The sequence below is a fragment of the Rhizobium sp. ZX09 genome, assembly GCF_017357485.1.
In the GTDB taxonomy this organism is placed as follows: Bacteria; Pseudomonadota; Alphaproteobacteria; order Rhizobiales; family Rhizobiaceae; genus Agrobacterium; species Agrobacterium pusense.
Window position 1 is genome coordinate 548,156 of the sequence record NZ_CP031363.1, and the last position, 25,772, is coordinate 573,927.

A 25,772-nucleotide genomic window follows, 5' to 3' on the forward strand; every position below is an offset into this window, starting at 1 on the left:
TCGCCATGACGGATTGAAAGAGGACATATCCCATAACGACTCCGTTATGATGCGGGACCGGGAGTCGATTTGGGTTGAGAAGGCATTGCCTATGCCTTAACTGAAAAATCCGATTTGAAACAAGAACGCCAGCCATGGCGCGCAGGGGTGGGGGACACCCCGGGAGATATGAATGACGTCCGATGTCACGCCGATGACATTTCTGTCGCTATTTCTGCCGTTTCTCGCGGCGCTCGCCGCACCGGCGCTGGTGAAGAGATTCGGGCACAATGCCGCCTGGATACTGGCGATTGCGCCGGCGCTTTCCTTTGTCCATTTCGCACTGATGTTGCCGCAGGTGGCGGCTGGCGGCGTGGTGACGGGCGGTTATGCCTGGGTCCCAAGTTTCAATCTCAGCTTTTCCTGGTTCATCGACGGCCTGTCGCTGACATTTGCGCTGCTGATCACCGGCATCGGCCTGCTGATCGTGCTTTATGCCGGCGGCTACATGAAGGGGCATCCGCAGCAGGGCCGATTTCTGTCTTTCCTGCTGCTGTTCATGGGCGCGATGCTGGGCGTCGTCGTCTCGGACAGTCTGCTGATGCTGTTCGTCTACTGGGAGCTGACCTCCATCACCTCCTTCCTGCTGATCGGTTTCGACCATGAACGTGCCGCCTCGCGCCGCGCCGCGTTGCAGGCACTGGTGGTGACCGGCGGCGGCGGACTGCTGCTGCTTGCCGGGCTGATCTTCATCTGGGACATGAGCGGGATGACGCAGCTGTCGATGCTGGTGCGCAGCGGCGACATCCTGCGTGACAGCCCGTTTTATCTGGCCGCGCTGCTGCTGGTGCTCGGCGGTGCCTTCACCAAATCGGCGCAGTTTCCCTTTCATTTCTGGCTGCCCAACGCCATGGAGGCGCCTACCCCCGTTTCGGCCTATCTGCACTCCGCGACCATGGTGAAGGCCGGCGTCTATCTGCTGATGCGGCTCAATCCGGTTCTGGGCGATACCGCCGCCTGGCAGATACTGCTGCCCTTCTTCGGCGGGCTGACCATGCTCACCGGCGCGCTGCTTGCCATACGCCAGACCGATCTCAAGCTGATGCTCGCCTATACCACGGTGTCGTCGCTCGGCCTGCTGGTCATGCTGACGGGTTTCGGCTCCGACCATGCCATCGAGGCGGCGGTGCTCTATCTGGTGGCGCATTCCCTGTTCAAGGGCGCACTGTTCATGGTCGCCGGTATCATCGACCATGAGACCGGCACACGCGACGTGACGAAGCTTGGCGGCCTGCGAAGAGCCATGCCCGTCACCTTTGCGGCGGCGCTGGCGGCCGCGATTTCCATGGCCGGCCTGCCGCCCTTCTTTGGTTTTCTTGCCAAGGAAGAGATTTATTATGCGCTCGCGCATGGCAATCCGCGTGCCGTGCTGTTCACCGGCATTGCCATTCTCGGCAACGGGCTGATGTTTGCCGTCGCCTTTGCAGTGGCGCTGAAACCCTTTCTCGGCAAGCCGGTAAAGACCCCGAAACATGCACATGAAGGCCCGCTGCTGCTCTGGTTTGGCCCGGCGCTTCTGGCGCTGAAGGGGCTCACCATCGCTCTGTTCTCCGGCATCGCGCATTTCTACATCTCGACACCCATGGCAAGCGCCATTGCCGGTGAGGCGCGACCGGTGGAAATCTCGCTCATTCCGCATATCGGCGTGCCGCTCGGCCTGTCGCTGCTCACCATCGCACTCGGTATCGTCCTTTATACGCAGCTTTCCGCTGTCCGTGGCCTGATCGACCGCACCTTCAGGGCGCTGGGGGCAGGGCCGGACCGAGGCTTTGACGTCTTCATCGAAATGCTGGTGAAAATGTCGTTCCACATCACCCGGCTGATCCAGCCGGGCCGTCTCGAATTTTACGTTACCGCCACTTTCGCTGTCATCGCCGCCGTGCTGCTCGTGCCGCTGTTTCTTTATGGCGAATTGCCGTCCATGCCGTCATGGCCGCGGGATGCGCCGATCCATGAACTGACCTTCATCGCCATTGCCGTGGCGGGGCTCATCGCTGTGCTGACGGCGTCGAGCCGCCTGACGGCGATCATCGCGCTCGGCATCCAGGGCTTCGCGGTGGCAGTCATCTTCCTGCTGTTCGGCGCCCCGGACCTGTCCTTCACGCAGTTCATGGTGGAAACGCTGTCCGTCGTCATATTGACGCTGGTGATGACCCGGTTGCGCCTATCGCCATCCGACCATCGCGGCCTTGGCCAGAAGCTCTTGGACAGCAGCATTGCAATCGCCTGCGGGACTGGCTTTGCGCTTTACCTGATGCGCGCGACGCAGGTGAGCTTCGACAATCGCCTGACCGATTTCTACAACAGCTATTCCAAGGTCATCGCCCATGGAGCGAACGTCGTCAACGTCATCATCGTCGATTTCCGCGGCACGGATACGCTGGGAGAAATCGCTGTCGTGATGATAACGGGCCTTGCCATCCTGGCGCTGATCCGTATCCGCCCTGCCGCGGTCAAGGAGCCGGCGAAAAGGTTCAAAAAGAAGGGGGCGCGGGCATGAACACGCTTATTCTGCGCACCGTGGCGCCCGTCGTCACCAGCCTGATGGTGCTGTTTTCCATCTTCGTCCTGCTGCGCGGCCATAACGAGCCGGGCGGCGGCTTCATCGGCGGCCTGATCGCGGTCTCGGCGCTGGCGATCTACGGCATCGCCTATGGCGTGGCGGCGGTGCGGCGCGCAATCTTCTTTCACCCGCTGGCGATTGCCGGGGCAGGGCTCCTGCTTTCGATGGTCTCCGGCCTCGTTTCCATTGTCGCCGGCGTGCCCTTCATGACCGGGCTTTGGGTCTATCCGAACCTCTTCGGCGTCGAACTGGCGCTCTCCACCGTCATGTCCTTCGATATCGGTGTCTATCTGGTCGTGGTCGGTGCCATCACATCCATTGCGCTGGCGCTGGAAGAAAGGGAAAGCGACTGATGGAAGCGATCTTCTCCATTCTCGTCGGCATCTTCTTCTCGGTCGCGATCTACCTCATGCTGTCACGTCACAGCATCCGCGTGCTGCTGGGCATCGCCATTCTCGGCAATGCGGTCAACCTGCTGCTCTTCACGGCGGGGCGGCTCACCCGGGAGGTGCCGCCGATCATTCCGGCGGGCATGGACACGCTGCCCGCAGGGGTTGCCAATCCGCTGCCGCAGGCGCTCATCCTGACGGCGATCGTGATTTCCTTTTCATTCTTCTGTTTCCTGCTGGTCCTGACATGGCGCGCGTTTCAGGAGTTGCAGACCGACGATACCGATGAAATGCGCACCGCAGAACCGGCAGGCGAGCCCCTGCCGCCGCTCGGTTATTGAGCGGGGAGGCTGAAACGACATGGCTTCATCCCCCACTTCCGCTGTTACCGATCTTTCCGCCGCGCTCGTCATGGCGCCCGTGCCGCTGCCGGACTGGCTGATCATTCTTCCGATCGCGCTGTGCATCGGCGCGGGCGCGGTGCTGATGATGATGCGCCACGCCATTCGCTACCATGCGCCGGTCGCCATCGCCGCACTGGCCCTCCTCGTGGTTCTCGATGCCGCGCTCTTATGGAAGGTTGCCACGCAGGGGCCGTTCACCATGGTCATGGGCCGCTGGCTGCCGCCCTTCGGCATCGCCTTCACGGCCGATCTCACCGGCGCGTTGCTGTCACTCGCGGCCGCCATCGTCGCGCTGGCCGGCGCCATTCACGCCGGCAGCGATATTGACGCCAGCGGCAGACGTTACGGCTTCTATCCCTTCCTGATGCTGCTGATGGCCGGCGTTACCGGCGCGTTCCTGACCGGAGACATCTTCAACCTCTATGTCTGGTTCGAAGTGCTGCTGATCTCGTCCTTCGGCCTCATCGTGCTCGGCTCGACGCGGGAGCAGATCGACGGCGCGTTGAAATATGCCGTCCTGAACCTCATCGGCACGACGCTTTTCCTGATCACGGTGGGTTATCTCTACGCCATCTTCGGCACGCTCAACATGGCCGATATCGCGTTGAAGGCAAACGGACTGCGCGAAACCGCGCCGCTGATGACGCTTGCCAGCCTCTTCACGCTTGCCTTCGCCATGAAGGCGGCGGCCTTTCCGGTGAATTTCTGGCTTCCCGCTTCCTATCACACGCCGCGCATCGTCGTCTCCGCCCTGTTCGGTGGACTGCTCACCAAGGTCGGCATCTATTCGCTGCTGCGCGTCATGGTCATGCTGTTCCCGGTCGAGCGGGAGGAACTCAGCATCGTCATCGCCGCTTCCGCCGCGCTGACAATGGTGCTCGGCGCCGTGGGTGCGCTCGCCCAGAACGATATTCGCCGGATGCTCGGCTATATCGTCATATCCGGCATCGGCTACATGATGGCGGGCATCGCCATCGGCACGCCGTCAGGCGTCTCGGGCGCGATCTTCTACGCACTGCATTCCATGGTGCTGATGACGGCGCTCTACCTTGCCGCAGGTCACGCCGCCCGTCTCGGCGGCGGTTTCAGCCTCACGGTGCTTGGCGGCCTTTACCGACAGGCTCCGTGGTTTTCGGCGCTTGCGCTCGCGCTGTTTTTCGCCGGTTCCGGCCTGCCACCCTTTTCCGGCTTCTGGCCGAAGGCGGTCCTGGTCAAATCGGCGATCGATATCGGCGCATGGTGGCTGGCCGCCGCCATTCTCCTCTCCGGTTTCATCGCCACCATCGCCTTCGGACGGGTCTTCCTTCTGTGTTTCTGGCGTCCGGCGGCAACGCCATTGCCGCAACCCTCCTTGCCCGCCGCGGCGCCCTCCGTCGCTCCGCTGGTCGCGCTGACGCTGCTGGTCGTGTTCTTCGGCCTGTTTCCCGAAAGCCTGCTTGATCTCAGCCAGGATGCCGCAGCCGGGCTCGGGAACCCGCAAGCCTATATCCATTCGGTCTTTCCAGAAGGAGGCAAGCCATGAGCCTCTATGTCGTGCAACTGCTGTTCGTGGCGGTATGGCTTGCGGTAACGGGCAGCCTGACGCTGGCAAACATCATCTTCGCCCTCATCGTCTCCACGCTGGCGCTCTGGCTTATCCGCCACCAGCTTCCCGTCGGGCGCAATCACTGGCTGCGTCTTGGCCGCGTGTTGTCGCTGGTGCTGTTGTTCTTCAAGGAGCTTGCGCTTTCCGCCTGGAAGGTTGCCGTGATGGTGACACGCCCGAAACTGGACGTTCAACCCGGCATTTTTGCCTATCCGCTGACCGTAACCACGGATTTCGAAATCACGCTGCTCGCCAATCTCATCACGCTCACGCCCGGCACGCTTTCCGTCGATGTTTCCCCTGACAGAAAGGTGCTCTACGTGCACGCAATCGATTGCAGCGATATCGAAACCGCAAAAAACGACATTAAGAACGGCTTCGAAAAGAAGATCATGGAGGCGTTTCAGCAATGACTCCGGAACAGATAGTTTCATTTGCAAATATACTTGCGCTGGTTGTTCTCTCGGTGGCCTTTTTGCTGACAGTCTACCGCGTTGTCGTTGGTCCCACCTTGCCGGACCGTATCGTCGCGCTTGACATGCTGGTCGGCATCGCCATCGGCTTCATTGCGGTCATTGCCATCCGCACCGGCTTCAATCTCTATGTCGACATTGCCATTGCCCTCGGGCTCGTCGGTTTTCTGGCCACGGTGGCGTTCGCGCGCTTCGTGCTGTCGCGCGGACCGGATGGCGGGCGCGGCCCGAAAGGGGTTCTGGATGGCGCACGCCGGTCTGAATTCGCTGAGAACCCCTCGAAAATTCAGGTGAATAGCGGAAAAGAAAAGGGAAGGCGGTAATGGGTTGGATCGTTGCTATCCTGGTTGCGGCGCTGATGATCTCGGGTGCCGCCTTTTCACTGATCGCCGCAATCGGGCTCAATCGCCTGCCTGATGTTTACACCCGCATGCATGCCGCATCCAAGGCGGGGACGGTCGGCTCCGGCCTGCTGCTTCTGGCGGTGGGCATCCACTCTATGGATATATCGACGCTGGCTCGGGCGCTCGCCGGTTTCTTCTTTTTCGTTCTGACGGCGCCGGTTTCCGCGCATCTTCTTGCAATGGCTGCGCACAAGGCAGGTTATCCGCTTTCCGTTAAATCGGTAGTTGATGACCTCAAGAAAATTTGAAGTTGAATTACCCCCTAATAATGGGGGGTGCGCGTTTTCAATTACTACTAGGCATAGTATTTTATTACCCGTAATTTTTTGTATTCCGATTAGACTGTTTTGAACTAAAAAATTCACAGCAGGAATTTGACTTTTGCTGTTTTGCTGTTATCCAAATTAAGTGTAAAGTTGCTAATCGCGATTTGCATCTAGCCTCTTCATAGTCGGCATAGGCATTTTATTAATGTCTAATCTACGGGTCTCAGGACCATTGCTGCCCATGTCGCGGGTCATAAGTTGAATCTCGGACCAATACGTTTCCGGTTTTCGCTTGAAATCTAGGGGTAGATTTCACGTTGGTTTCAACAGGGCGAAGGTGGGGGCACCGGTAACTTCACATCGCTCGATGCGGCGTTCGCCCGCGTCAGGGGATCACTAACAGGAGATACTTAAATGACGGAAACTGCATACGGTAACGCCCAGGATCTGCTGGTCGAACTGACGGCGGATATTGTGGCTGCCTATGTTAGCAACCACGTCGTCCCGGTAACGGAGCTTCCCGGCCTTATTTCGGATGTTCACACGGCGCTCAGCGGAACGTCCGCGCCGGCATCGGTAGCGGTCAATGTTGAAAAGCAGAAGCCGGCCGTCTCTGTCCGCAAGTCGGTTCAGGACGATCATATCGTCTGTTTGGAATGCGGCGGCTCCTTCAAGTCGCTCAAGCGCCATCTCACGACGCATCACAGCATGACGCCGGAAGAATACCGCGAAAAATGGGACCTGCAGGTCGATTATCCGATGGTTGCGCCCGCCTATGCCGAAGCCCGCTCGCGGCTCGCCAAGGAAATGGGTCTCGGTCAGCGCCGCAAGGCCAACCGCTGATTTTCGAAGACGGTCCGGCTTGCAGTGAAAGCCGGAAGTCGCAAGTTAATACGGCCGGTCCTTAGACCGGCCGATTTTGTTTTCGGGATTGAAGACCATGCCTTGGCGTGCCGTTCCCCGGAACGAAGCCGAGTATCATAAGGCCGCCATCAACGTCGTGTCCGCGCCGTGAGAAACAACCCTTTCGCGATAGGGAACCTTATTGCGCTGCACGCCGGATGCTACGCGGCGAAAGCCTGCGGGCGCCGCTGCTAGCCATCATCCAGTCTCCAGGGAAAATCATCACCGGCCAGCCAGCGTGGAGATCGGCTTTTTATCGTCTCGCGCAATATCGGATGAGGAAAAAAATCCTCAATTACGTCCATCACTTTCGAGAAAATCAAGGCATGTCAATGGCCTGAACTCCATCGCAAAATTTGCGCTTCCCCTGGCTTCTCCTCAGGTGTATGAATTAATTCCTATTCGTAGAGGAGTTGCATATGCCGTCGGATACCGTGTTTCTGTCTGCTGCCGCGCGGCCTTGCCTGCGGGTGCGTGATCGTCCCATTCGTTCGTGGCCGTCTGCGGGCGGGCGGGATGACATTTCCCGTCTTTGCCGTCTGGTGCGGCAACTCACCGGGGAGATGGTGCGATTGACGGGTGAGCGAACGCCGGTGCGCCGCGACATCAGGCGCATGGAGTGCCACGTCCGCCAGATCGCCATGTATGTGTGCCATGTGCAGCTCGGCATTCCCATGTCGGATATCGGACCCTGCTTCGGCCGGGACAGGACGACGGTCGGCCATGCCTGCCAGGTGGTCGAGGACCGACGGGACGAACCGGCATTTGACGAGTTTGTCGCCACGCTCGAGCGGCTTACCGGCAGTATCGTCAACGTGATGACAGCGGGCCGGGATGACTGAGACGAAACCTATGCCGGCTGCCTCCTCCGATCCTCATCTATTGCGGCTGCTGCGGTGCATCGCCGCCGGCGCAGCCGAGATGTCCCCGGAGGGGGGCGACATTGTGCTGCGCCGGAGGCGGGCAGGGCATCCCGCGCTACGACTTCCGGCCGCGACGGTGCGGCTTGCCGTTTCGTCCGGGCTGGTCGAGCAGCGGGAAAACACCCTTCATGCGGCGCCGCCGCTCGCCTCCTACCTGAAACGCGCAATGGCAAAAGACCGCGACGAGATTTTTCAGGAGCAGCATCGCGATATGCAGACGGTTGTCGTGGATATCGGCGATGCGAAGCAGTCGGCCAGGCGTAACCTCAACACCTCGCAGCTGATCAGCCTTTCAAGGCTGAAGGAGCGCGACGGCGCGGCATTCTTTCCACCGGATGCGCTGGAGGCTGGGGAGCGACTGGCCGCCGATTTTCATCGCGGCCACCTCAATCCCAGGGTGACGGCAACATGGGAACCCAGAACGGCGAGCCGCACAAAGGGTGAAGGGGGAGGCGCGCTCGAACTCACCGAGGCAGCAATGGCCGCAAGAACACGGTTTTCCCGCGCAGCCGAGGCGATGGGGCCTGAATTATCCGGCGTGGCTATCGATATCTGCTGTTTCGAAAAGGGATTGGAGACGGTGGAACGCGAGAGGCAATGGCCGGCGCGTTCGGCAAAATTGCTGCTGCGTGCCGCATTGCTGGCGCTGGCGCGCCACTACGCGCCGCCTGCAACCCGTGCAGGCAGGAAAGAACACCATTGGGGCGATGCTGATTATCGCCCATCGATGACGCGATAAATCTCAGGCGGTAAGCAGCCGGGCTTCCTCGCGGATACGCTTGATCATCGAGCGCAGGCCGTTGGCGCGCTGCGACGACAGATGTTCCACGAGCCCTATTTTGTCGAATACCTCGATCGCGTCGAGACCGGCGATTTCGGAGGCCCTTTTGCCGGAATAGACCGCAAGCACGATGGCGACGAGGCCGCGCACGATATGCGCATCCGAATCGCCCTCGAAGGTCAGGAGAGGGTCTTCGGCGCCGTCGCTATGGCTGACGAGCCAGACCTGGCTGGCGCACCCCTGAACCTTGTTTTCAGCCGTGCGCTTGTCTTCCGGCAGATCGGGCAGCGCCTTGCCGAGTTCGATGACATAACGATAGCGATCCTCCCAGTCATCGAGGAAAGCGAAGTCGTCAAGGATCGTTTCGAGAGAGGCCATTTGTGCGCCGTATCATCCGTTATTGCAGGTCTTCGTCACGATATAGGTGAAGTGCGGTCGGTTTTGAACCATAGCCCACGAAAAAGCCCACGGAAAACAGGTTCCGTGGGCAAGTTTGGCAGGCAGTGGCGGAAGGAAATCTCCTTCCGCAATAAAGGCGGGCGCGGTGGCCGGCAGGATCAGGGAGCAGGGCGCTTCTGCGGCAGGGGAATGACGGTGCCGGTCTTCAGCATGTCGGCATCTGCGGGAAACTCGACGCTGACAACGGGTGCCGCTGCAAGCTTTTCGGCTTCTGCCGCAACGTCGGCAACATCGGCGGGCTTGTCCCCGGAGGCAAGCTGCTTGTCCAGCAGTTCATAGGCAACCTTTGCCCCTTCCTTTGCCCTTTCGCCCAGCGCATGGAAGGTTTCGGCGCCCTTGATGCAGACATCGGGCTTTTCGATGCAGATGGCGCTGACATAACGATAGGCCTCGCCGGCAGCCGAAACGGCGCTGGGAATATCGAAGGCCGAAGGTTCCTTGGCCGGATCGTTGCTGCTGCCGAAATAGGACAGCGCCACCAGTACCAGCGAAAACCAGAATGTTCCTTTGATCAGAAACCACATTGTCAGACACCCTGCCAGATGATCTTTGTTTTCGAAAGCCCCGCCCGGTTTCGGGTCATCGGCCTTTGTCCCGTTTTTCGGGCTTGTGAACAACCTACAGACGACCGGCGAACAGCCGATTGCAAAAAGCGGCGCAATTTAATTCAAATTGTATCTATTCTCCTCGGATCGGGACGGCGGCCATCAATTCACTCGCATTTTAACGGTCCATGTTAAGCATAATTGCGACAGAGGCCGCGCGTTCCGGGCGAAAGCGGCGAAAAGCTCTGCCGCAAAAGTTAACGCGATGGCAAAAATGAAGCGAAATCCGTCGCTTACCCGTCATTAACCATGATTGGCAAAGCTTCCTGGAAATGCCCCGTAATGGGACTGTCACGCATTTGACGGGCTTTTCAGCCCATTCTTTTTATCCATTCCTTAAGCCGCCGCCTTCTATTGTCGGAGCCGTTGGAACCGCCTTCAGGATTCGGGTTTGGTATTGCGTAATATGAGAGAAAAAGCGGTCGCACTGGTCGACCATGCAGCGGGCAGATGGCTTGCGCGCATGGAAGAGGACGCCGAAAGGCGCGCCGGGACCGTTGCGCGCCTGCGCTGGCTGATTGCCTTCAGCGCCGTCGGCCTTGTGGTTGTACCAGCCATTTTCAGCCTCGTCGTCAGCCCCGCCATCGCGCTACCCATCGGTGCGGCCCTGGTGCTGGCGCTGTTTCTGGCCGCCGCCGCCCTGCTGATCGCCTTCTCTCATTCTGCGCACGGCGCATCCGCTCATTCGGTTTCCTCGGTGAACGACGATCTGATCGCGGCATCGCAGGTGCCGGGCCTGGTGCTGGTGATCGGTGAAACCGGCTTCGTCGAACACGTGTCCGGTCGCGATTGCGCGGCATTCCCGGCCGACCTTCAAGCCAGCAAAGGACATATCCTCGTTGAATATGTCTATGTCTCCGATCGTATCGAACTGATGCAGGCTTTCGACGTCCTGCGGCAGGGTGAGGACAGGGCAACCGCCGAACTCCGCTTCGAGACCGGTGCGAAATCGCGCCAGGCGCAATTCATGCACGCCCGTATCGAGATGACCGCCATTCGCGGCGCGACAGGTCGCCTGCGCCGCATCGTCGCCCAGCTCACCGATATTACCGAGATGGAGCGTCTGCGCCGCGATGTCGCCCGCAAGGCAGCCGAGGCGGAATCCGCCAATGACGCCAAGTCGCGTTTCCTCGCTGCCGTCAGCCATGAACTGCGCACGCCGCTCAATGCCGTCCTCGGTTTCTCCGATATTCTCGCCGGCGAGTATTTCGGACGGCTGGAGAACGACCGTCAGCGGGAATATGTCGGCCTCATCCGCCAGTCTGGCGCCCATCTTCTGTCCGTCGTCAACACCATGCTCGACATGAGCAAGCTGGAGGCCGGCCGTTACGAGCTGATGATGGAAAGCTTCCCGATTGCGGAAACCATCTCGTCCTGCGAAGCGATGCTCGGCCTTCAGGCGAAAGAAAAGGGCCTGACCCTGACCAGCCGCATCCAGCGCGGCATCGGTGAAATCTCGGCCGATCAGCGCGCCATCCGTCAGGTTCTCATTAACCTCGCCGGCAATGCCATAAAATTCACCGATGCCGGTGGTGTGGTATCGATCGACGCTGCGCGCGAAGGCGCAATGCTGAAATTGACGGTGAGCGACACCGGCATCGGCATCGCGTCTGACAAGATTGAACTGCTGGGCCAGCCCTTCATGCAGGTACAGAATGAATATACCCGTCGCTATGAAGGCACGGGTCTGGGATTGTCCCTGGTCAAGGGGCTCGTGGCTCTGCATGGCGGCACATTCGCCATCGCCAGCAAGCCCGGCGAGGGGACGGTCGTAACGATCACTTTGCCTGCCGATGGTTCCGGCATGGCGGGTGGCGGCGAAAGCGCTGACGCCGAAAGCATGGTGGAGTTCCCACCGCGCATACGGCAGCTTGGCGACATGGCCGCGAAAATGAGAAAGGACGGTGACGATGGCCCCGCGAAAGCGAAAATCGCCTAAGAAAACAACGGCCCAGATTGGCGCCGGGATTGTTTCCTTGGTGGTTTCGGCCATCGGGCGCGAAATCCTGCGCCATCCGAAACTGGTGGGCGGCTGCGGTGCCTTCGCGGTCGTCTTCGGTTTTGTCGCCGCCAATGCTCTCTGGTACCAGCCTGGTGTGCACCCGTCGCCCTTCCTGCGCACGCGCGATGCGGAAAACCCGAACGGCATCGCCGGTTACCGCCCGGCCGAACCACTCGGCACCCATGGCAACGTCACCACATTCCGCATAGAGCGCCCGGCAGAAACGGAAACGGCACAACAGCAGCCTGCGGCCGAAACGCCGGCGCAACCCGTCGCCGAAAGCCAGAAACCGCAGCAGATCGTCGCCGACATTCAGGGCGAACTGAAGAAGCGCGGGCTTTATGAGGGCGAGGCGGACGGTCGCATGGGACCGAAGACGGCCGCCGCCATTATGTTCTTTGAAGAAACGCTCGGCATGGAACAGACCGGCGAGCCGACAAGCCGGGTGCTGGCGGCGCTCAGGATCGATGGCGCAACGGTTGCCGCGATCCCGAAGGACCGGCCTGCCGATAGCAGCGGTGGTGTCGAAATCGACCCCGTTGCCGCCGCCATTCGCAAGGCGGAAGCGCCGCATCCCAAGGCCGAACCGGTCTCCCTCAACAGCGCCGCGAAACCCGCAAGCCGCGATCTCATCGCCAAGATCCAGCAGGGGCTGATCAATATCGCCTATGCCGACGTGAAGGTGGACGGCGTGGCTGGCCAGCAGACCCGCAATGCCATCAGGGCGTTCGAAAAACACTACCGTCTGCCGGAAACCGGCGAGCCGAGTGAGGCCGTGCTGAAGAAGTTGAAGTCGATCGGGGCGCTTTAGGTTTGACGGCGGCGTGGGGCGTGTGTGGCTCTACCCCCCTCTGCCCTGCCGGGCATCTCCCCCTCAAGGGGGGAGATCGGCAGGAGGCGCTACCACCACTTCATTCGCAAGTGTTGAGATGGGCGAGACTTATCCGCTTGCCGATCTCCCCCCTTGAGGGGGAGATGCCCGGCAGGGCAGAGGGGGGTAAAGCCACGCACACCTTCGTCAGCTTAAAAATCAACATCGAAACCCCACCCACCTAGGCAGCGCAAAAATCGAAAGCAAACCCATGCGCCTCAAATCCGAAATGTTCGTCTCAGCCCTCATCCGCCGCGTCTTCGCTGCCGGTGGATTTGCCGCTGTCGAAAAGAAGGGTGCGGAGGAGGCGGGCGCTATCTTCGTTCGCCAGCGGCTGCGTGACGGCCGCGAGAACCTCTATGGACCCGCCCCGCAAAGTCTCGCTGAGGACGAGGACATCATCCGCGCCGAGCGCCGTTTCGAAACGCGTCTGGCCGGTGTCGAGGGCGAGGAAAGTGCTGCCCTGCTGGAAAGGGAACGGCGGTTCGACAGCGACCTGTGGGTCGTGGAGATCGAAACCGATGACATCGGAACGTTGCTGACGCTGGTGGATCAGCCCAAAGCCTAGAACCAGGGAAAGTGGAATCCGGTTCTCCATCCGCGAATGACCTCGCACTACTGAAGATGCAAGGCCAGCCCGCTTAACCCTGCGTCCCGGTTCTCTGCGCAGCCGGTGCGCTACGGCTCGGCCGCTCGCGGCCATGGGTGTAGCTGTCGGCGCGCCGCCAGCGTTCCAGCCGCTCTTCGCATTCCACGGTGTTGAGACGGTCAAGCAGGGCTTCCGCCCGGCTCATATCGCCTTCCGCGGCGGAAAGATGCGGATAGAAGCACTGCAAGACGAAGGCGGCCTCGGAAAATTCCATGCCAAGGCCGGTCAGCGTGGTGGCAAGCTGCGCGCCCGATATATCGAGCATGATGCGCTCCGACAGCCAGTAGCTGGAGGAGAGGGAATCTGCCAGCGCCACCGCGAACTGCCGCGCATTGCGTTCGCGGGCAAAACGTACCAGCAGCGCGTCCTGTACCTCGCTGAGGCGGCGAAGGCCGAGGACATCGCTTTCCGGGCGGTTGAGATGGCGCGCCATCTGCTTGATCCGCTGGCGCATTTCCTCTTCGAGCGCGGAAGCCGCGGCGATGTTGTCCGTCTTCACTTCCGCCTTCGGCGCTTCGATGCTCACCGCTGCCGGCGGCTCAGTGGCAGGCGTTTCCTCTTGCGGTCGCTTGAGGTCTTCGATGTGCCGCAGGCCCACGAGCGCGTCGATGACGGTGGGGGAGAGGTCCTCCCGCCGGACGATGGCGCGTGCGTGGGCGGCCCCTTGCGTGCGGGCAATGGTGATGAGCGTGTCGTCGTCGAGGCACTTCGAGGCAATGAGGAAAGGAGCCGCAAGCGAAATCGGCTGGCAGGCAATGAAGAAGGCAACCGCGGAAGGCACGTTCGGGTGCTGCGAAAGGGCGGCAATTGCCTCCCGCTTGGCTTCATCGGTGGAGGCATTAAAAAGCGGCATGAAAAGTTCGGCGAATTGCCGGAGATCCGTTTTTGACGGAAGGGGAACATTCTCGAAATTCGTCACGGTGGCCATCAGCACCACATCTTTCTTCCTCACGGCTCTTGGCCTCTCAAGTTCTCGAAACCGGTCGGTCAACGCACTACCCAACAAACGCAAACACAATATCGGTTCAATTTAGAGCAAATCCGTTGACGTCCTGTTAACTATGGGTGCCGCCAAGAGAGAAACCGCCAATATCAACAGGCAAATTTTAAAATCGTGTGGTGGGGAAAATGCCGCGGAACTTTGCGGCCTCGCCTTTGTTTTCAACGGGTGTGGCTCGGCAAAGGAGAAAACGCCACCCGGTCATTAGGGTTAACGGATCATTAACCTCTGTCTGTTTGTAATTTCATGGGCAGTATTAGGATTCCGTGTTATTCTGAAATCCGGAATAAGAGCCGAACCGGCGTCTGATGCCTAAATGTCCGCATAGCCCAGCGTTAAAACCCGCGATGGTTTTCAGGGATATGCGAAAACCAGCCTGTGGGCTGGATTATGCGCAATGTGATGGTGATGAAATTCCCGACGCAAGACGAGGCTTGCGCGGTTCCCATGGGCAACATTGACTCCCGAAGAGGAGAAGAGCATGGCAGACATTATTCCACTTGTTGACGCCCGACGAAGCCTGCGTCCCGCAGGCGTGGTCAGCACGATGATCGGCCCCGCGAAAGTGGTTCTGTTCACCGGCGTTCGTTATGAGAAACGCGACAGCGAGCCGGCAGGCAAGGTTGCGCGCAAGGGCAAATCCGCACCGGAAACCGCCTTGAAATCCTGATTAATAAAAATAAGCCGCCGTTATTTCCACGGCGTCGGCTGGCACTTTGCCTCGTTCAGGAACCGTTCCGCCTCTTCGCCGAAACTCGGCTGCGGTACGAGGGTCCTCAAAACCACATATCCTTCCGTCTGATCCGATTCCGCCAGAATTGCCTGTGAAAGCGCGGGCGGTTGCGCCTTGCGAATGGCGGCGATCTGCACCGCATCTGCCACCAGAATATCCATGACGCCGGCGGCGGATGTGCGGTCATTCATGCTGAACACCTCGTTCGAGGCCTTGTCGTAAACCGCCACGGACCAGAAGGGCACGGCCCCGATGGCGGTCAGCCGGATCGGCTGTTCCTCAATATTGAAGGTGCATACGGCCACCCGCATGAAGGGATCGCCGCTGCCCAGCGTCTTTTTTTCCGTCGTTTCTTCAAGCAGATGGAACAGGTGCGGTTTTCCTTCCGCCACTGCCCGCGTATAGGCGTCGCGATTGCTGAAGTGCGGTATCGCCAGGAGAATGATGACATGCAGCACGGCCGCGCCGACGAGACCGGTGACGATGGCGAGCAGGACCCTAAGCATTGCCACACCCCAGCTTGCGGATCTGCGGCATGGAAATGTCGATCAGGCCGGAACTGCCGGCCACAGGCGTGTCGAGCAGGGTCAGGACGAGCTTGAAGGTCTGTCCCTGAGGCACCGCGAGCCAGTTATAGGTCTGGGCATCCGGAGCAATGGTGATGTCTATGCCGCCATCGGCGCTGCGCAGAAGCGTGCGGGAATTGAGCGCGAATGGCCGTCCGGCATCCTCAGCCAGCACATTGCCCTGTTGATCGGCGGTGTAAAGCGTCCAGAAACGTGCTGGTGGCACAGCCCCGGCCAGCCGGTAGCGGCATTCGCCGCTCAGGCGCTGGCCCTCGCTGTCGACGGACGCGGTGAAGGCCAGCCCCTCCGCCGTTCCGTAAAGCAGCTTGCCGGCGTCAGCGCGGTGCGACTTGGCATAAGGATCGGCCTCGATCGTCTGCGCTTCCGGAAACGCGTCCCAGGAACCGATACGGATCGAACCGAAACCGGAGGTCGCTTCAAGCGCCGCGAGCGTTGCGGCAATACCGCCGCCAAAGGCGATCAGAAGGGCGATGCCGACAAGGAATGGAACTCGGAACACGCTGTTTTCCCGTTTATGAACAGGTCGAGGACTATCACTGATTCCCTGTTTGGAAAATGGCGCGGCTTGTTTAGTCCTCGTGAAAGTGACTGGAGCGCGAAATTCCTGGACTATGCGCCCATGACGAGCTTGAAGGCGATGGCCCACATGGTGATGGCGATGATGCCTTCGAGGATGCGCCAGGCGGAAGGTTTTTCGAAGATCGGTCGCAGCCAGCGCGCTCCGTAGCCCAGCGAAAAGAAGAACAGCAGCGAGCCGGTGGCCGCCCCTGCGGCAAAGGTCTTTTCAAAGCCGGGAAACTGCGTGGAAATCGTGCCGAGCAGCACGACCGTGTCAAGATAGACGTGCGGATTGAGGAAGGTGAGGGCCAGGCAGATGGCCAGCGTCTGCCACAGGCTCGCTTCCCGTCGCTCGGCCACTGACAGCGCTTCCGACGAACGCAAAGCCGAGTGCAGGCTTTTGGCACCATACCAGATGAGGAAGGCGGCGCCGGCATAACGCATGATGGGATCAAGCGCCGGCATGATGGCGCTGATCCGCTGGAAACCGAACACGCCGACGGTGATCAGCAGCGCATCCAATATCGCACAGGTGGCGCAGACGGCAAAAACATGCGAGCGCGCCAGCCCCTGTTTCAGCACAAAGGCATTCTGCGCGCCGATGGCGACGATGAGACTGAGGCCCATGGTGAGGCCGGTAAAGAAGATCTGGATGTCCACGCCCGCTACCGCTCTTTGTCGAAATAATATGAAGCAGGGCTTGGATATTTCTCCATGACGGATTAATCAAATTAAACGATCTCAGTCAGGATAAGAACTACTAATGCTGGACTATCCCGCAATGCGCGCTGCGGCGCTGGTTGTTCAGACCGGCAGCTTTGAAAAGGCGGCGCAGGCACTGCATGTCACGCCATCGGCCGTTTCCCAGCGTGTCAAGCAACTGGAGGAGCGGCTGGGCGTGGTGTTGATCGTGCGCGGTAACCCCTGCGTTGCAACGGAAAAGGGTGAGTGGCTCTGCCGTCACATGGATCACGTCGGCATGCTGGAAAGCGAATTGTTCCGCCAGCTACCGGCCTTGGCGGAAGCGGGAGCGGCGCAGGAGCGGGTGACGCTCAACATCGCCACCAATGCCGACAGCCTGGGCACATGGTTTCTGGATGCGGTGTCGAAATTCACCGGTAGCAGCGATTATCTCGTTAATATCGCCGTCGACGATCAGGATCACACGGTGGAATGGCTGCGCGCGGGCAGGGTGCTCGCCGCCGTGACCGCCCATGACAAGCCGGTGCAGGGGTGCCGGGTAACGCCGCTCGGTGTACTCAGATATCACGCGACCGCCAGCCCGGATTTCATGACCCGCCATTTTGCCGAAGGGGTAACATCAGCAACGCTCGCTTGCGCGCCGGGCTTGACCTTCAACCAGAAGGACCGGCTACAGGCGAGCTGGGTAAGGGAGGTGCTGGGTGAAGACATTGCCTACCCGACGCACTGGTTGCCTTCGACCGATGGATTTGTGAAGGCGAGCCTTGCCGGCATGGGCTGGGGGCTCAATCCGGTTCAATTAGTGGGGGAGCATTTGCAGGCAGGGCGGCTGATGGAGGTCGTTCCCGGCACGCCGCTCGATATCCCGCTCTATTGGCAGGTCAACCGGCTTGCGGCGGAAAGGCTGGCGGGGTTGACAGATATGGTGGTGGGGACAGCGAGAGCGACGTTGTTGGTGTGAGGCATCGCGGAGCATGGAGCTTGCGGCTTACCCCCCTCTGTCCTGCCGGACATCTCCCCCTCAAGGGGGGAGATCAGCAAGGGGCGCTACCACCACTTCATTTGCAAGCGTCGAGATATGCGAGACGTCGCCTCGTATCGATCTCCCCCCTTGAGGGGGAGATGTCCGGCAGGACAGAGGGGGGTGAGCCACCAGCTCCGACAGAATTTTGGCTATCCGCAGCCCTCACTGCTTCCCCGCCCTTTCCATCAAATAACGGGCCACAGCCTCATAAGCTGGCAAGGAGGTCGCATCGTTGGCGGCGTTGCTGGCAACAGGATGCGACGAGAACCGTGCGATGACCATGTCGGCGGCGGGATCGACATAGATCGCCTGGCCGTGCACCCCACGCGCCATGAAAGCGCCTTTGCCATTGTGGGTGACCCACCACATGGCGCGATAGCTCCAGCCCTGCAACGCCGGATATCCGCCCTTCGCAAAAGCCGCCTTGTCGCCGCCGTGGCGAATGGCGTCGATTGCCTTTTGCGGGATCAGGCGCTCGCCGCCCGCCATCCCGCCGTCGAGCAAAAGCTGGCCGATGCGCGCCATGTCGCGCAGGCCGGCATTCAGCCCGCCGCCGGCAAAAGGCGTGCCGGTGGAATCGACGGTGTAATAGGCGTCCTGCTCGGCGCCCATCCGGCTCCAGATGCGCTCGGAAAGCAGCTTTGCCACCGATTTTCCCGAGGCGCGGGCAATGATCCAGCCAAGCGCATCGCTGTTGATCGTCTTGTACCCGAAGGCGGAACCGTGTTCTCCCTGCTTCACCACCGTCTTCAGATAATCGAAATAGCTGCGAGGGCCTTCGTAACCCTCGGGCTTGGGAAGCGGATTGCCAGCGGCGGAATATATCCATACGTCGGCATTGGGATCGGCGTAGTCCTCGCTGTAACGCAGGCCGGTCGTCATATCCAGCACCTGCCGGATCGTCGCATCGCCGAACGCGCTTTTTTCAAGTTCTGGAACGACGGTCGCGACTTTGGCATTCTCGTCCAGCGTCCCTTCGGCAACCAGCATCTCGCCCAGAAGCCCTGTCAGCGATTTCGTTACCGACATCGCCCCGTGCTGCCCCGTATCGTTGAGGCAGCCGGAGTAGCGCTCATAGACAAGCACTCCCTTGTGCAGCACGACGATGCCATCGGTATAGTTGGCCGAAAGCGATTGCAGCCAGGTCATGTCCTGCTCACCGCCGGTCGGGCGGAAGGTCACGGCTTCGATGGCGGGGTCGGGCTTGCGCTCAAGGGCCGCTGGCGCGCCGAGCCCACGGCTGACATTGACCGTCGGCATCAGCTGGCGGAAGTGACACACTGTCCAGCGCAATTTCGGAAAGTTGAAATAGTCGCTGTCCGAAAAGCGGATGATCTTGTCTTCCGGCGGCGGAAAGCCCTGCATCCAGCCGAGCTTCAGCGGGTCCGACTGCTCCGCTGAAAGCGGCGCGGCTTGCTGACTGGCAGCGGCATAGGGGTAAGCCAGAACAGGCACCATGGCTGCAAGAAGGACGGGCAGGGTTCTAGAAATTGACGATGACATTGACGAAACCTCCAAGCCAGTTTGGCGAATGCTCTGCCGTCAGGGAATCCATGCCCTTGCCAGGGAATGAAATGCTGACGCCGGCGGTGAGATAGGTATTGGCATTGATGATGCGCGAATATTGCAGATAGAGATCATCGGCGAGATGGCGGTTGCCGACGCCCGCAACGGGGGTGGGCGTGCCGTCGATGTCGTCGAGCCGCGTGCCCTGTCCAAACTGGATAGGGCTATCCAACTCGTTGGCGCGGATATGCGCGTAACGCAGCGTCCATGTATCGGCCAGCGTCGGTCTTACTTGCAGGCTGATCTGATGCGCATTGACGTTCGAATTCAGGAACATCATGGAAGATTTCGTGCCCGTCGACCATGCACTCGGATTGCCCTCGTAATACAGCGGATCGAAGCGTTCGAGACGCGAGGTTGAAGGATCGTCGCCGGAGAAGGTCTGAAAGCTGTAGGCGATCGTCGGCATCCATGAAACATCTTCGAAAGCATAGCCGATCTGGGCGCGGCCGCCCCAGGCTGCAAGGTCGATGTCGGGATTCCATTGATAGGCGATATCGCCGCCGATGAAAAATCCCGGCAATGACGCGTCGAACGGATTGGTACGGGTATAGGCGTTGATGAAGCTCAAGCCCTCGCGCGCACCCGGCATGATGACCGGCGCGCCGCGGCCGCCAAGCGCGGCCCGGGGGTAAGGCGAGCCGGATTCCGGCACATGGCCGAATGTAACGCCGAAATATCGACCCTCTTGCGGTTCATACCGCAGATCCGTTCCCACGATCTTCGTTCCGCTGTCCTTGTCGGATAATTCATTCGCGTCGATGAAAAAGGCCGTGGCCGTCAGGTCATCCTTGCCGAACCGGAGGATCGCTGCCTGCTCCCAAGCCTTTCTCGGCCCTAGTTTCAACGCGCCACGCTCAAAACCGCTTGATCCGCCATTGGCAATCAGCATGCCCGTTCCCGTCTTGAACGGACGCGGCCCCAGGGAGATATCGAAGGACGGGCCGCTCTCCGCCTTCGAGCGCAGGCCGAGATAGCCGTCTTCGAGTGTCACGGCGCCCGTGCCACCGGCATCGAAGGCGTCGGTGCCGAGCGTGCCGGAGGCAACGGCCGAGATTTTTCCATAGACCTGAAGCCGGTCGCCGGCGTCGGCGGTAAAACCGATGCCGGGCATCAAATAGCCCTCAAGCCAGCGCGTGTCGCTGTCGAAGCCGGCGTCCGGCGCAAATCGATCGGCAAAGTTCCAGAACAGGTTCTGTTCGGCAACGGCATTGATGCCGGCTTGAAAATACAGGCGCAATTCAAAACCCGGCTCGTCGATCAGCAGCATGGGGTCCTGCGCATGTGCCGCATCCGCTGCAAACCACAGTCCGGCGAGGAGAGCAACCGCCGCCGCGCGCGTTTCCGCCGCATCATTCATGCCGTCCTCCGGGCGCGCTGTTATCGCACAAGAGATAACCGCATCCACTTAGACATGAATTAACTGGCTAGGTCCATTCAATCTTGAAGTGTAAAAACAATATTGCGGAATATTACGTCTTGAAAGGCTCGGATAAAGACGATTTGCGTAGGAGCTGCCGTAAAATACTATTATATTATTCGCAGGCACAAGCCTGGATTGGTTTCGCACCTCATTTTTTTCGATGGCAGATCGATCATCTCGGTCGTGGAGGCAACCAGAGATTGTTTAAACGTGCAGGATTCCGCCTGTTATTCCTTCTAGAGTCTCACGATACCTTATAAGTATCCCGAAACACCCTAACGCCGCGCGGCTTCGTCTTTGTTATCGCGGATGGCGGCATCCGCCACCTTCTGCGTCGTCACATTCAGCGCCGTGGCTTCCTTCATCTTCCGCCCGATGGAGCGGATTACACGGGTCGCCTCGGCCGAGAGCGAGCGGGGACGGGTGAGGGCCGGCAGGGCGGGTGTGCTGCTGGCTGCGGCTGCCACTTCCGCAGAAGGCTGCGGTCGGGCGCCGGTCGGCAGCGGGTTCTGGATGCCGGGGATGGGGCGCAGCTCCATGCCCTGATGGGCATAGTCCATCAGCCGCTTGAAGGTCATGGCGGGCAGCGCACCGCCGGTCATGTTGTTCATCGGCGTGAAATCGTCGTTACCGAACCAGACGGCGGTGGTGTAGTTGCCGGTAAAGCCCACATACCAGGCATCGCGATAGGCCTGTGAAGTGCCGGTCTTGCCGCCGGAAACGATGCCATTGTCAAGCGCACCGCGCCGCGCCGTACCCATCACGGGAATGGTCACCAGCATCTGGTTCATCTTCGAATTGGCGTCTACGGACAGCACGCGTTTGGCGGGCGGCTCGTCATGGCTGAAATCGTAGAGAACATTGCCCTCGTAATCCAGCACCTGCTCGATGCCGTGGCGGCGCGACTGCATGCCGTCAGCCGGGAAAACGGCATAGGCGGTGGCCTGATCCAGTACCGTCACTTCCGATGTGCCGAGCGGGATGGTCTTGTCGCTGCGCAGCGGCGTGGCGACACCCATCGCCTTGGCGGTATCGACGATGACCTGCGTGCCGAGCACGTCCTTGGCGAGGCGGACCGGCACGGTATTGTAGGACTTGGCGAGCGCCATCTGCAGCGTCACCTTACCCGCATAGGAGCGGCCGTAATTCTGCGGCGACCAGCCGCGCCAGGTTACCGGCGCGTCGGAAATCAGCGTTTCCGGCTTCATGCCTTTTTCCATGGCGGCCGAATAGGTATAGACCTTGAAGGAGGAACCCGGCTGGCGCAGTGCCGCCGTGGCGCGGTTGAACTGGCTTTCGCCATAGTCGCGGCCGCCCACCATGGCACGCACGCCACCGCCATTTTCGATCATCACCATCGCGCCCTGCTTGACGCGATACCCTTCGCCCAGTTCGCGCAGGCCCATTTCCATCGCCTGTTCGGCCGCCTGTTGCAGGCCGGTGTCGATGGTGGTGCGGACGACGACGGTGTGATCCTTGAACTTGCCCGCGGCGGCCAGCCGCTGCACTTCGTCAAAAGCCCAGTCGAGGAAATAATCCGGCGCCTTCACGTCTTCGCGGTCGATGACGGTGGCGGGGTTGCGGCGCGCGCCGACCACCTGCCCCTCGGTCATCAGCCCGCTCTGCACGAGGTTGGAAAGCACGGTGTTGGCGCGGGCACGCGCCGCCGGAAGGTTGACATGCGGTGCATATTTCGCCGGCGCCTTGAAAAGCCCGGCCAGAATGGCGGATTCCGAAAGCGTCACGTCGGTGAGGTTCTTGCCGAAATAAAACTGCGCGGCCGCAGCAGCACCAAAGGTGCCGCCGCCCATATAGGCGCGGTCGAGATAAAGGCTCAAAATTTCCTTCTTCGACATGTTGGTCTCGAGCCACAGCGCGAGGAACGCTTCCTTGATCTTGCGCTCCAGCGAGCGTTCATTGGTGAGGAAGAGGTTCTTGGCGAGCTGCTGCGTCAGCGTCGAGCCGCCCTGCACCACGCCGCCGGCGCGGGCGTTTTCGCTCATGGCGCGGGCAAGGCCGATGAAATCGATACCGAAATGGTCGAAAAAGCGCCGGTCCTCGGTCGCCAGCACCGCCTTGATGAAATGATCAGGCATCTGGTCGATCGGCACGCTGTCTTCATGGATGATGCCGCGATGACCGATGGTGTTGCCGTATCGGTCGAGGAAGGTGACTGCGAAGTCACCGCGATAACGCCAGTCCTTCTTGGTTTCCTCGAAAGCGGGCATGGCAAGCGCCAGAAGCACGACCGATCCCGCCGTTCCAAAGGTCAGCGCGTCGCAAGTGAGATTGACGAGGAGCTTCTTCCAGCCGCGGACATGCAGCTTGCGCGAGGCGATGGTGACATCTTCCCAGAAATCCACCAGCCTTGCCGCAGCCGTCCACAGGCCGGAGTCGATGAAGCTATCGATCCGGAGCAGGATATGCCGTTTTTTGCGGCCTTTTTTATCGTCTTTTTCTTCCTGCACCTGGCGATATTTCCTGTTTAAGGCAATGCGACCGTCGATATTCTGCGCTTCAACCCATTCCCGACGCAAAACCGTGGCATGGTTATGTCGGAAGTGCTTGACGTGGCGGCCTTTCGCGGGCCAATGACCCCTTCGCCGCCTGCCAATATGCTAAAATATCGTACAAACCAGCCCTTGGCGATACGATATAAAGGATTAGGGACCGGTTAAACACTCCCGTCCAAGAGATCAAAATGAAACGGAAATGTTAACGATGAATGACGCGCCGTTCTGGAAAACCAAATCGCTGACCGAGATGACCGGCGAGGAATGGGAAAGCCTGTGCGACGGCTGCGGATTGTGCTGTCTCAACAAGCTGGAGGACTGGGACACCGGCGAAGTGGTGTTCACCTCCGTCCGCTGCGTGCTGCTCGACGGCGAGAGCTGTCGATGCTCGGATTACGAGAACCGCCGTGCCACCGTGCCTGATTGTATCCAGCTTGACCTGAAGAAGGTTCACGAGATCGGCTGGCTGCCGCCCACCTGCGCCTATGCGCTGGTGCGCGATGGCAAGGATCTCTACTGGTGGCATTATCTCGTCTCCGGCGATACCGAAACGGTGCATCAGGCCGGCATTTCCGCGCGCGGCCGCACTGTCAGCGAGGCCGATGTGGATGTTGACGACTTCGAGGATTATGTGGTCGACTGGCCGCTGACGGTCGGCGAAAGGGCGGGAGAAAAGGAGCGGACGTGATGAAAAACGGCAATTTTCGTTTTGGTCCTATTCCTGCCCCATCAGCCTCCTAAAGGCATGTCATCCGAAAACGTGTCACGGTTTCGGGCTATGACTTGTCTGAAATCAAAGACAGCTTCCGGCCATTCCGGCAATTGATCCGCAAAAGCGGACGAGGGACATCAAAACGCATGCGCTACGGGCTGCCCGCCATCTTTCTTTCATGCCTTGCCCTTCCGGGGCTCCTGCCGTTTTCCGCTGACGCCCAGCAACAGCCCCAGGCCTTCGAATGCACGCTGGTCACATCAATCGAGACCGGCGCCATCATCAACCAGCAGGGCGCCTGCGACCAGCGGGTGGCGCCAGCCTCCACCTTCAAGGTGCCGCTGGCGCTGATCGGTTACGATGCCGGTATTCTCCAGGATGAAAAATCGCCCGCCTGGGATTGGAAACCTGGCACGGAGGCGCGCGCCTCGGATCGCAAGACGGTCGACCCGACCATCTGGGAGCAGGATTCGGTGCTGTGGTATTCGCGCGAAATCACCCGCCGCCTCGGCCCGGAAAAATTCGCCGCCTATGTGAAGCGTCTCGGTTACGGTAATGCCGATGTATCGGGCGAGCCCGGCAAAAACAACGGACTTACCCATTCCTGGCTGGGGGCGTCGCTCACCATCTCGCCGGTGGAGCAGGTCGGTTTCCTTCGCCGGTTGCTTGCCGGCAATCTGCCTTTCTCCCGCGATGCGCAGGCCAAGACGCGCGCCATCGTACCGGTCTTCGATGCGCCGGAAAGCTGGGCCGTGCACGGCAAGACCGGAACCGGCTACATGCGTGACGAAAAGGGCAACCCCGACCGCAACCGCCCCTTCGGCTGGTTCGTCGGCTGGGCGGAGCGTGAAGGCCAGCACATCGTCTTCGCAAGGCTGCGTGTTTCCGACAAGCCGTCAAACGAGCCGCTCGGCCCCGCCGTGCGCGACGCCTTCCTGCGCGATATCCCGCGGCTCGCCGTGCACAGGTAGGCGACGGCCCTCACACGGGAAAGGACATCAGCATATGTCGGATGCCTCTCGCGATGTCATCAAGCTCTATACGAAGCACGGCGCCGATTTCGACAAGGAGCGCGGCCGCTCCCTTGTTGAAAAACCCTGGCTGGACAGGTTCACCTCGCTATTGCCCGATGGCGGCTCCATTCTCGATATCGGCTGCGGTTCGGGGGAGCCGATCGCTGGCTATTTGATTGCCAACGGTTATGACGTCACCGGCATGGATGCCTCGCTGCCGCTGATCGAACTTTGCCGCAGCCGCTTTCCGGAAAAACTCTGGGTGGTTGCCGATATGCGCGAACTGGCCCTCGGCCGCCGTTTCGATGGGCTGATTGCCTGGCACAGCTTTTTTCACCTGTGTCCCGAGGATCAGCGCCGGATGTTCGGTATCTTCCGCCAGCATGCCAATGAAGGTGCGGCCCTGATGTTCACTGCCGGGCCAGTGCAAGGCGAAGCAATCGGTACCCTCCAGGGCAAGCCACTTTATCACGCCAGCCTCGCGCGTGAAGATTACGAAGGCCTTTTGGCCACGCATGGATTCCGGCTTCTGGATCACGCCGTCAACGATCCGCAATGCGGTGGGGCAACGATTTATCTCGCCAGGCGGATCGTATCATAGAGACCATTGCATAGTCCCCGGGGA

The 25,772-nt window shown here is 60.3% G+C and carries 27 protein-coding genes; 18 read left to right on the top strand and 9 right to left on the bottom strand.

The genetic code is table 11. The features are described 5' to 3' along the window. Positions 1-172 precede the first annotated feature (172 nt). The 10 genes from BTN45_RS02670 to BTN45_RS02715 all read left to right on the top strand — a co-directional run bounded on the left by BTN45_RS02670 (position 173) and on the right by BTN45_RS02715 (position 8,688). The gene (locus BTN45_RS02670; RefSeq protein WP_207588823.1) at positions 173-2,539 is read left to right on the top strand and encodes a putative monovalent cation/H+ antiporter subunit A; all 2,367 of its coding nucleotides are present in this window, start codon (positions 173-175) and stop codon (positions 2,537-2,539) included. After that, the gene (locus tag BTN45_RS02675; RefSeq protein WP_022555830.1) at positions 2,536-2,955 is read left to right on the top strand and encodes a Na(+)/H(+) antiporter subunit B; all 420 of its coding nucleotides are present in this window, start codon (positions 2,536-2,538) and stop codon (positions 2,953-2,955) included. The genes BTN45_RS02670 and BTN45_RS02675 overlap by 4 nt, the downstream gene beginning before the upstream one ends. Then, complete coding sequence (locus tag BTN45_RS02680) at positions 2,955-3,332, top strand: Na+/H+ antiporter subunit C (protein WP_207588824.1); 378 nt, start codon at positions 2,955-2,957, stop codon at positions 3,330-3,332. The genes BTN45_RS02675 and BTN45_RS02680 overlap by 1 nt, the downstream gene beginning before the upstream one ends. A gap of 19 nt (positions 3,333-3,351) precedes the next feature. Continuing rightward, positions 3,352-4,917, top strand: a complete 1,566-nt coding sequence (locus BTN45_RS02685) for a Na+/H+ antiporter subunit D (RefSeq protein ID WP_207588825.1) — start codon at positions 3,352-3,354, stop codon at positions 4,915-4,917. Then, a complete protein-coding gene (locus BTN45_RS02690; RefSeq protein ID WP_207588826.1) occupies positions 4,914-5,393 on the top strand; it encodes a Na+/H+ antiporter subunit E in 480 nt (159 codons plus the stop codon). Before BTN45_RS02685 ends, BTN45_RS02690 begins: the two co-directional genes overlap by 4 nt. Then, entirely contained in the window at positions 5,390-5,776 is a 387-nt protein-coding gene (locus BTN45_RS02695) for a cation:proton antiporter (RefSeq protein WP_006700067.1), read from the top strand. Before BTN45_RS02690 ends, BTN45_RS02695 begins: the two co-directional genes overlap by 4 nt. Next, on the top strand, positions 5,776-6,105 hold the full coding sequence (gene mnhG, locus BTN45_RS02700; protein WP_004440653.1) for a monovalent cation/H(+) antiporter subunit G: 330 nt from the start codon (positions 5,776-5,778) through the stop codon (positions 6,103-6,105). The genes BTN45_RS02695 and mnhG overlap by 1 nt, the downstream gene beginning before the upstream one ends. 432 nt (positions 6,106-6,537) lie before the next feature. Continuing rightward, positions 6,538-6,966 (top strand): MucR family transcriptional regulator Ros, encoded by a 429-nt coding sequence (gene ros / locus BTN45_RS02705; RefSeq protein ID WP_004440665.1) that lies wholly within the window; start codon positions 6,538-6,540, stop codon positions 6,964-6,966. A gap of 479 nt (positions 6,967-7,445) precedes the next feature. After that, positions 7,446-7,868, top strand: coding sequence for a helix-turn-helix domain-containing protein (locus BTN45_RS02710; protein WP_207588827.1), 423 nt, complete (start codon positions 7,446-7,448; stop codon positions 7,866-7,868). Next, positions 7,861-8,688 carry a DUF6456 domain-containing protein gene (locus tag BTN45_RS02715; protein WP_207588828.1) on the top strand — a complete coding sequence of 276 codons (828 nt, stop codon included), beginning with the start codon at positions 7,861-7,863 and terminating at the stop codon, positions 8,686-8,688. The genes BTN45_RS02710 and BTN45_RS02715 overlap by 8 nt, the downstream gene beginning before the upstream one ends. Before the next feature lie 3 nt (positions 8,689-8,691). Here the strand turns inward: BTN45_RS02715 and BTN45_RS02720 are convergent, their stop codons facing one another. Continuing rightward, complete coding sequence (locus BTN45_RS02720) at positions 8,692-9,108, bottom strand: SufE family protein (protein ID WP_004440673.1); 417 nt, start codon at positions 9,106-9,108, stop codon at positions 8,692-8,694. Positions 9,109-9,287: 179 nt separating this feature from the next. Continuing rightward, positions 9,288-9,713 (bottom strand): DUF5330 domain-containing protein, encoded by a 426-nt coding sequence (locus BTN45_RS02725; RefSeq protein WP_004440675.1) that lies wholly within the window; start codon positions 9,711-9,713, stop codon positions 9,288-9,290. 487 nt (positions 9,714-10,200) lie between these two features. Between BTN45_RS02725 and BTN45_RS02730 the strand changes: the two genes are divergently transcribed. The 3 genes from BTN45_RS02730 (at position 10,201) to BTN45_RS02740 (ending at position 13,235) form a co-directional block, all read left to right on the top strand. Continuing rightward, a complete protein-coding gene (locus tag BTN45_RS02730) occupies positions 10,201-11,733 on the top strand; it encodes a HAMP domain-containing sensor histidine kinase (protein ID WP_006700070.1) in 1,533 nt (510 codons plus the stop codon). After that, positions 11,705-12,607, top strand: coding sequence for a peptidoglycan-binding protein (locus BTN45_RS02735; protein WP_022555835.1), 903 nt, complete (start codon positions 11,705-11,707; stop codon positions 12,605-12,607). Before BTN45_RS02730 ends, BTN45_RS02735 begins: the two co-directional genes overlap by 29 nt. A gap of 271 nt (positions 12,608-12,878) precedes the next feature. After that, entirely contained in the window at positions 12,879-13,235 is a 357-nt protein-coding gene (locus BTN45_RS02740; protein WP_207588829.1) for a DUF1491 family protein, read from the top strand. A 73-nt stretch (positions 13,236-13,308) separates the two neighbouring features. Here the strand turns inward: BTN45_RS02740 and BTN45_RS02745 are convergent, their stop codons facing one another. Next, complete coding sequence (locus BTN45_RS02745) at positions 13,309-14,244, bottom strand: DUF2336 domain-containing protein (RefSeq protein ID WP_246751681.1); 936 nt, start codon at positions 14,242-14,244, stop codon at positions 13,309-13,311. A 553-nt stretch (positions 14,245-14,797) separates the two neighbouring features. Between BTN45_RS02745 and BTN45_RS02750 the strand changes: the two genes are divergently transcribed. Continuing rightward, entirely contained in the window at positions 14,798-14,986 is a 189-nt protein-coding gene (locus tag BTN45_RS02750; protein ID WP_004440680.1) for a hypothetical protein, read from the top strand. A gap of 20 nt (positions 14,987-15,006) precedes the next feature. Here BTN45_RS02750 and BTN45_RS02755 read toward each other — a convergent pair whose 3' ends face one another. The 3 genes from BTN45_RS02755 to BTN45_RS02765 form a co-directional block, all read right to left on the bottom strand. Further along, positions 15,007-15,555 carry a membrane protein gene (locus tag BTN45_RS02755; RefSeq protein ID WP_004440682.1) on the bottom strand — a complete coding sequence of 183 codons (549 nt, stop codon included), beginning with the start codon at positions 15,553-15,555 and terminating at the stop codon, positions 15,007-15,009. Beyond that, entirely contained in the window at positions 15,548-16,135 is a 588-nt protein-coding gene (locus tag BTN45_RS02760) for a DUF1214 domain-containing protein (protein WP_004440683.1), read from the bottom strand. The genes BTN45_RS02755 and BTN45_RS02760 overlap by 8 nt, the downstream gene beginning before the upstream one ends. 110 nt (positions 16,136-16,245) lie before the next feature. Then, entirely contained in the window at positions 16,246-16,854 is a 609-nt protein-coding gene (locus BTN45_RS02765; protein ID WP_207588830.1) for a LysE/ArgO family amino acid transporter, read from the bottom strand. A 103-nt stretch (positions 16,855-16,957) separates the two neighbouring features. Between BTN45_RS02765 and BTN45_RS02770 the strand changes: the two genes are divergently transcribed. After that, positions 16,958-17,857: a LysR family transcriptional regulator ArgP gene (locus BTN45_RS02770; protein ID WP_112553488.1), complete on the top strand. Its 900-nt coding sequence runs from the start codon at positions 16,958-16,960 to the stop codon at positions 17,855-17,857. Between the two features lie 225 nt (positions 17,858-18,082). Here the strand turns inward: BTN45_RS02770 and BTN45_RS02775 are convergent, their stop codons facing one another. The 3 genes from BTN45_RS02775 to BTN45_RS02785 form a co-directional block, all read right to left on the bottom strand. After that, positions 18,083-19,378 (bottom strand): serine hydrolase, encoded by a 1,296-nt coding sequence (locus tag BTN45_RS02775; protein ID WP_207589609.1) that lies wholly within the window; start codon positions 19,376-19,378, stop codon positions 18,083-18,085. 25 nt (positions 19,379-19,403) lie between these two features. Beyond that, the gene (locus tag BTN45_RS02780) at positions 19,404-20,846 is read right to left on the bottom strand and encodes an alginate export family protein (RefSeq protein ID WP_207588832.1); all 1,443 of its coding nucleotides are present in this window, start codon (positions 20,844-20,846) and stop codon (positions 19,404-19,406) included. 338 nt (positions 20,847-21,184) lie between these two features. Continuing rightward, entirely contained in the window at positions 21,185-23,377 is a 2,193-nt protein-coding gene (locus BTN45_RS02785; RefSeq protein ID WP_004440690.1) for a transglycosylase domain-containing protein, read from the bottom strand. Positions 23,378-23,630: 253 nt separating this feature from the next. Here BTN45_RS02785 and BTN45_RS02790 point away from each other — a divergent pair, with 253 nt between their 5' ends. The 3 genes from BTN45_RS02790 to BTN45_RS02800 all read left to right on the top strand — a co-directional run bounded on the left by BTN45_RS02790 (position 23,631) and on the right by BTN45_RS02800 (position 25,748). Continuing rightward, positions 23,631-24,110 (top strand): YcgN family cysteine cluster protein, encoded by a 480-nt coding sequence (locus tag BTN45_RS02790; protein WP_003497144.1) that lies wholly within the window; start codon positions 23,631-23,633, stop codon positions 24,108-24,110. Between the two features lie 170 nt (positions 24,111-24,280). Continuing rightward, on the top strand, positions 24,281-25,105 hold the full coding sequence (gene blaOXA / locus BTN45_RS02795; RefSeq protein WP_004440693.1) for a class D beta-lactamase: 825 nt from the start codon (positions 24,281-24,283) through the stop codon (positions 25,103-25,105). 34 nt (positions 25,106-25,139) lie between these two features. Continuing rightward, a complete protein-coding gene (locus BTN45_RS02800; protein WP_207588835.1) occupies positions 25,140-25,748 on the top strand; it encodes a class I SAM-dependent methyltransferase in 609 nt (202 codons plus the stop codon). The last annotated feature ends 24 nt before the right edge of the window (positions 25,749-25,772 follow it).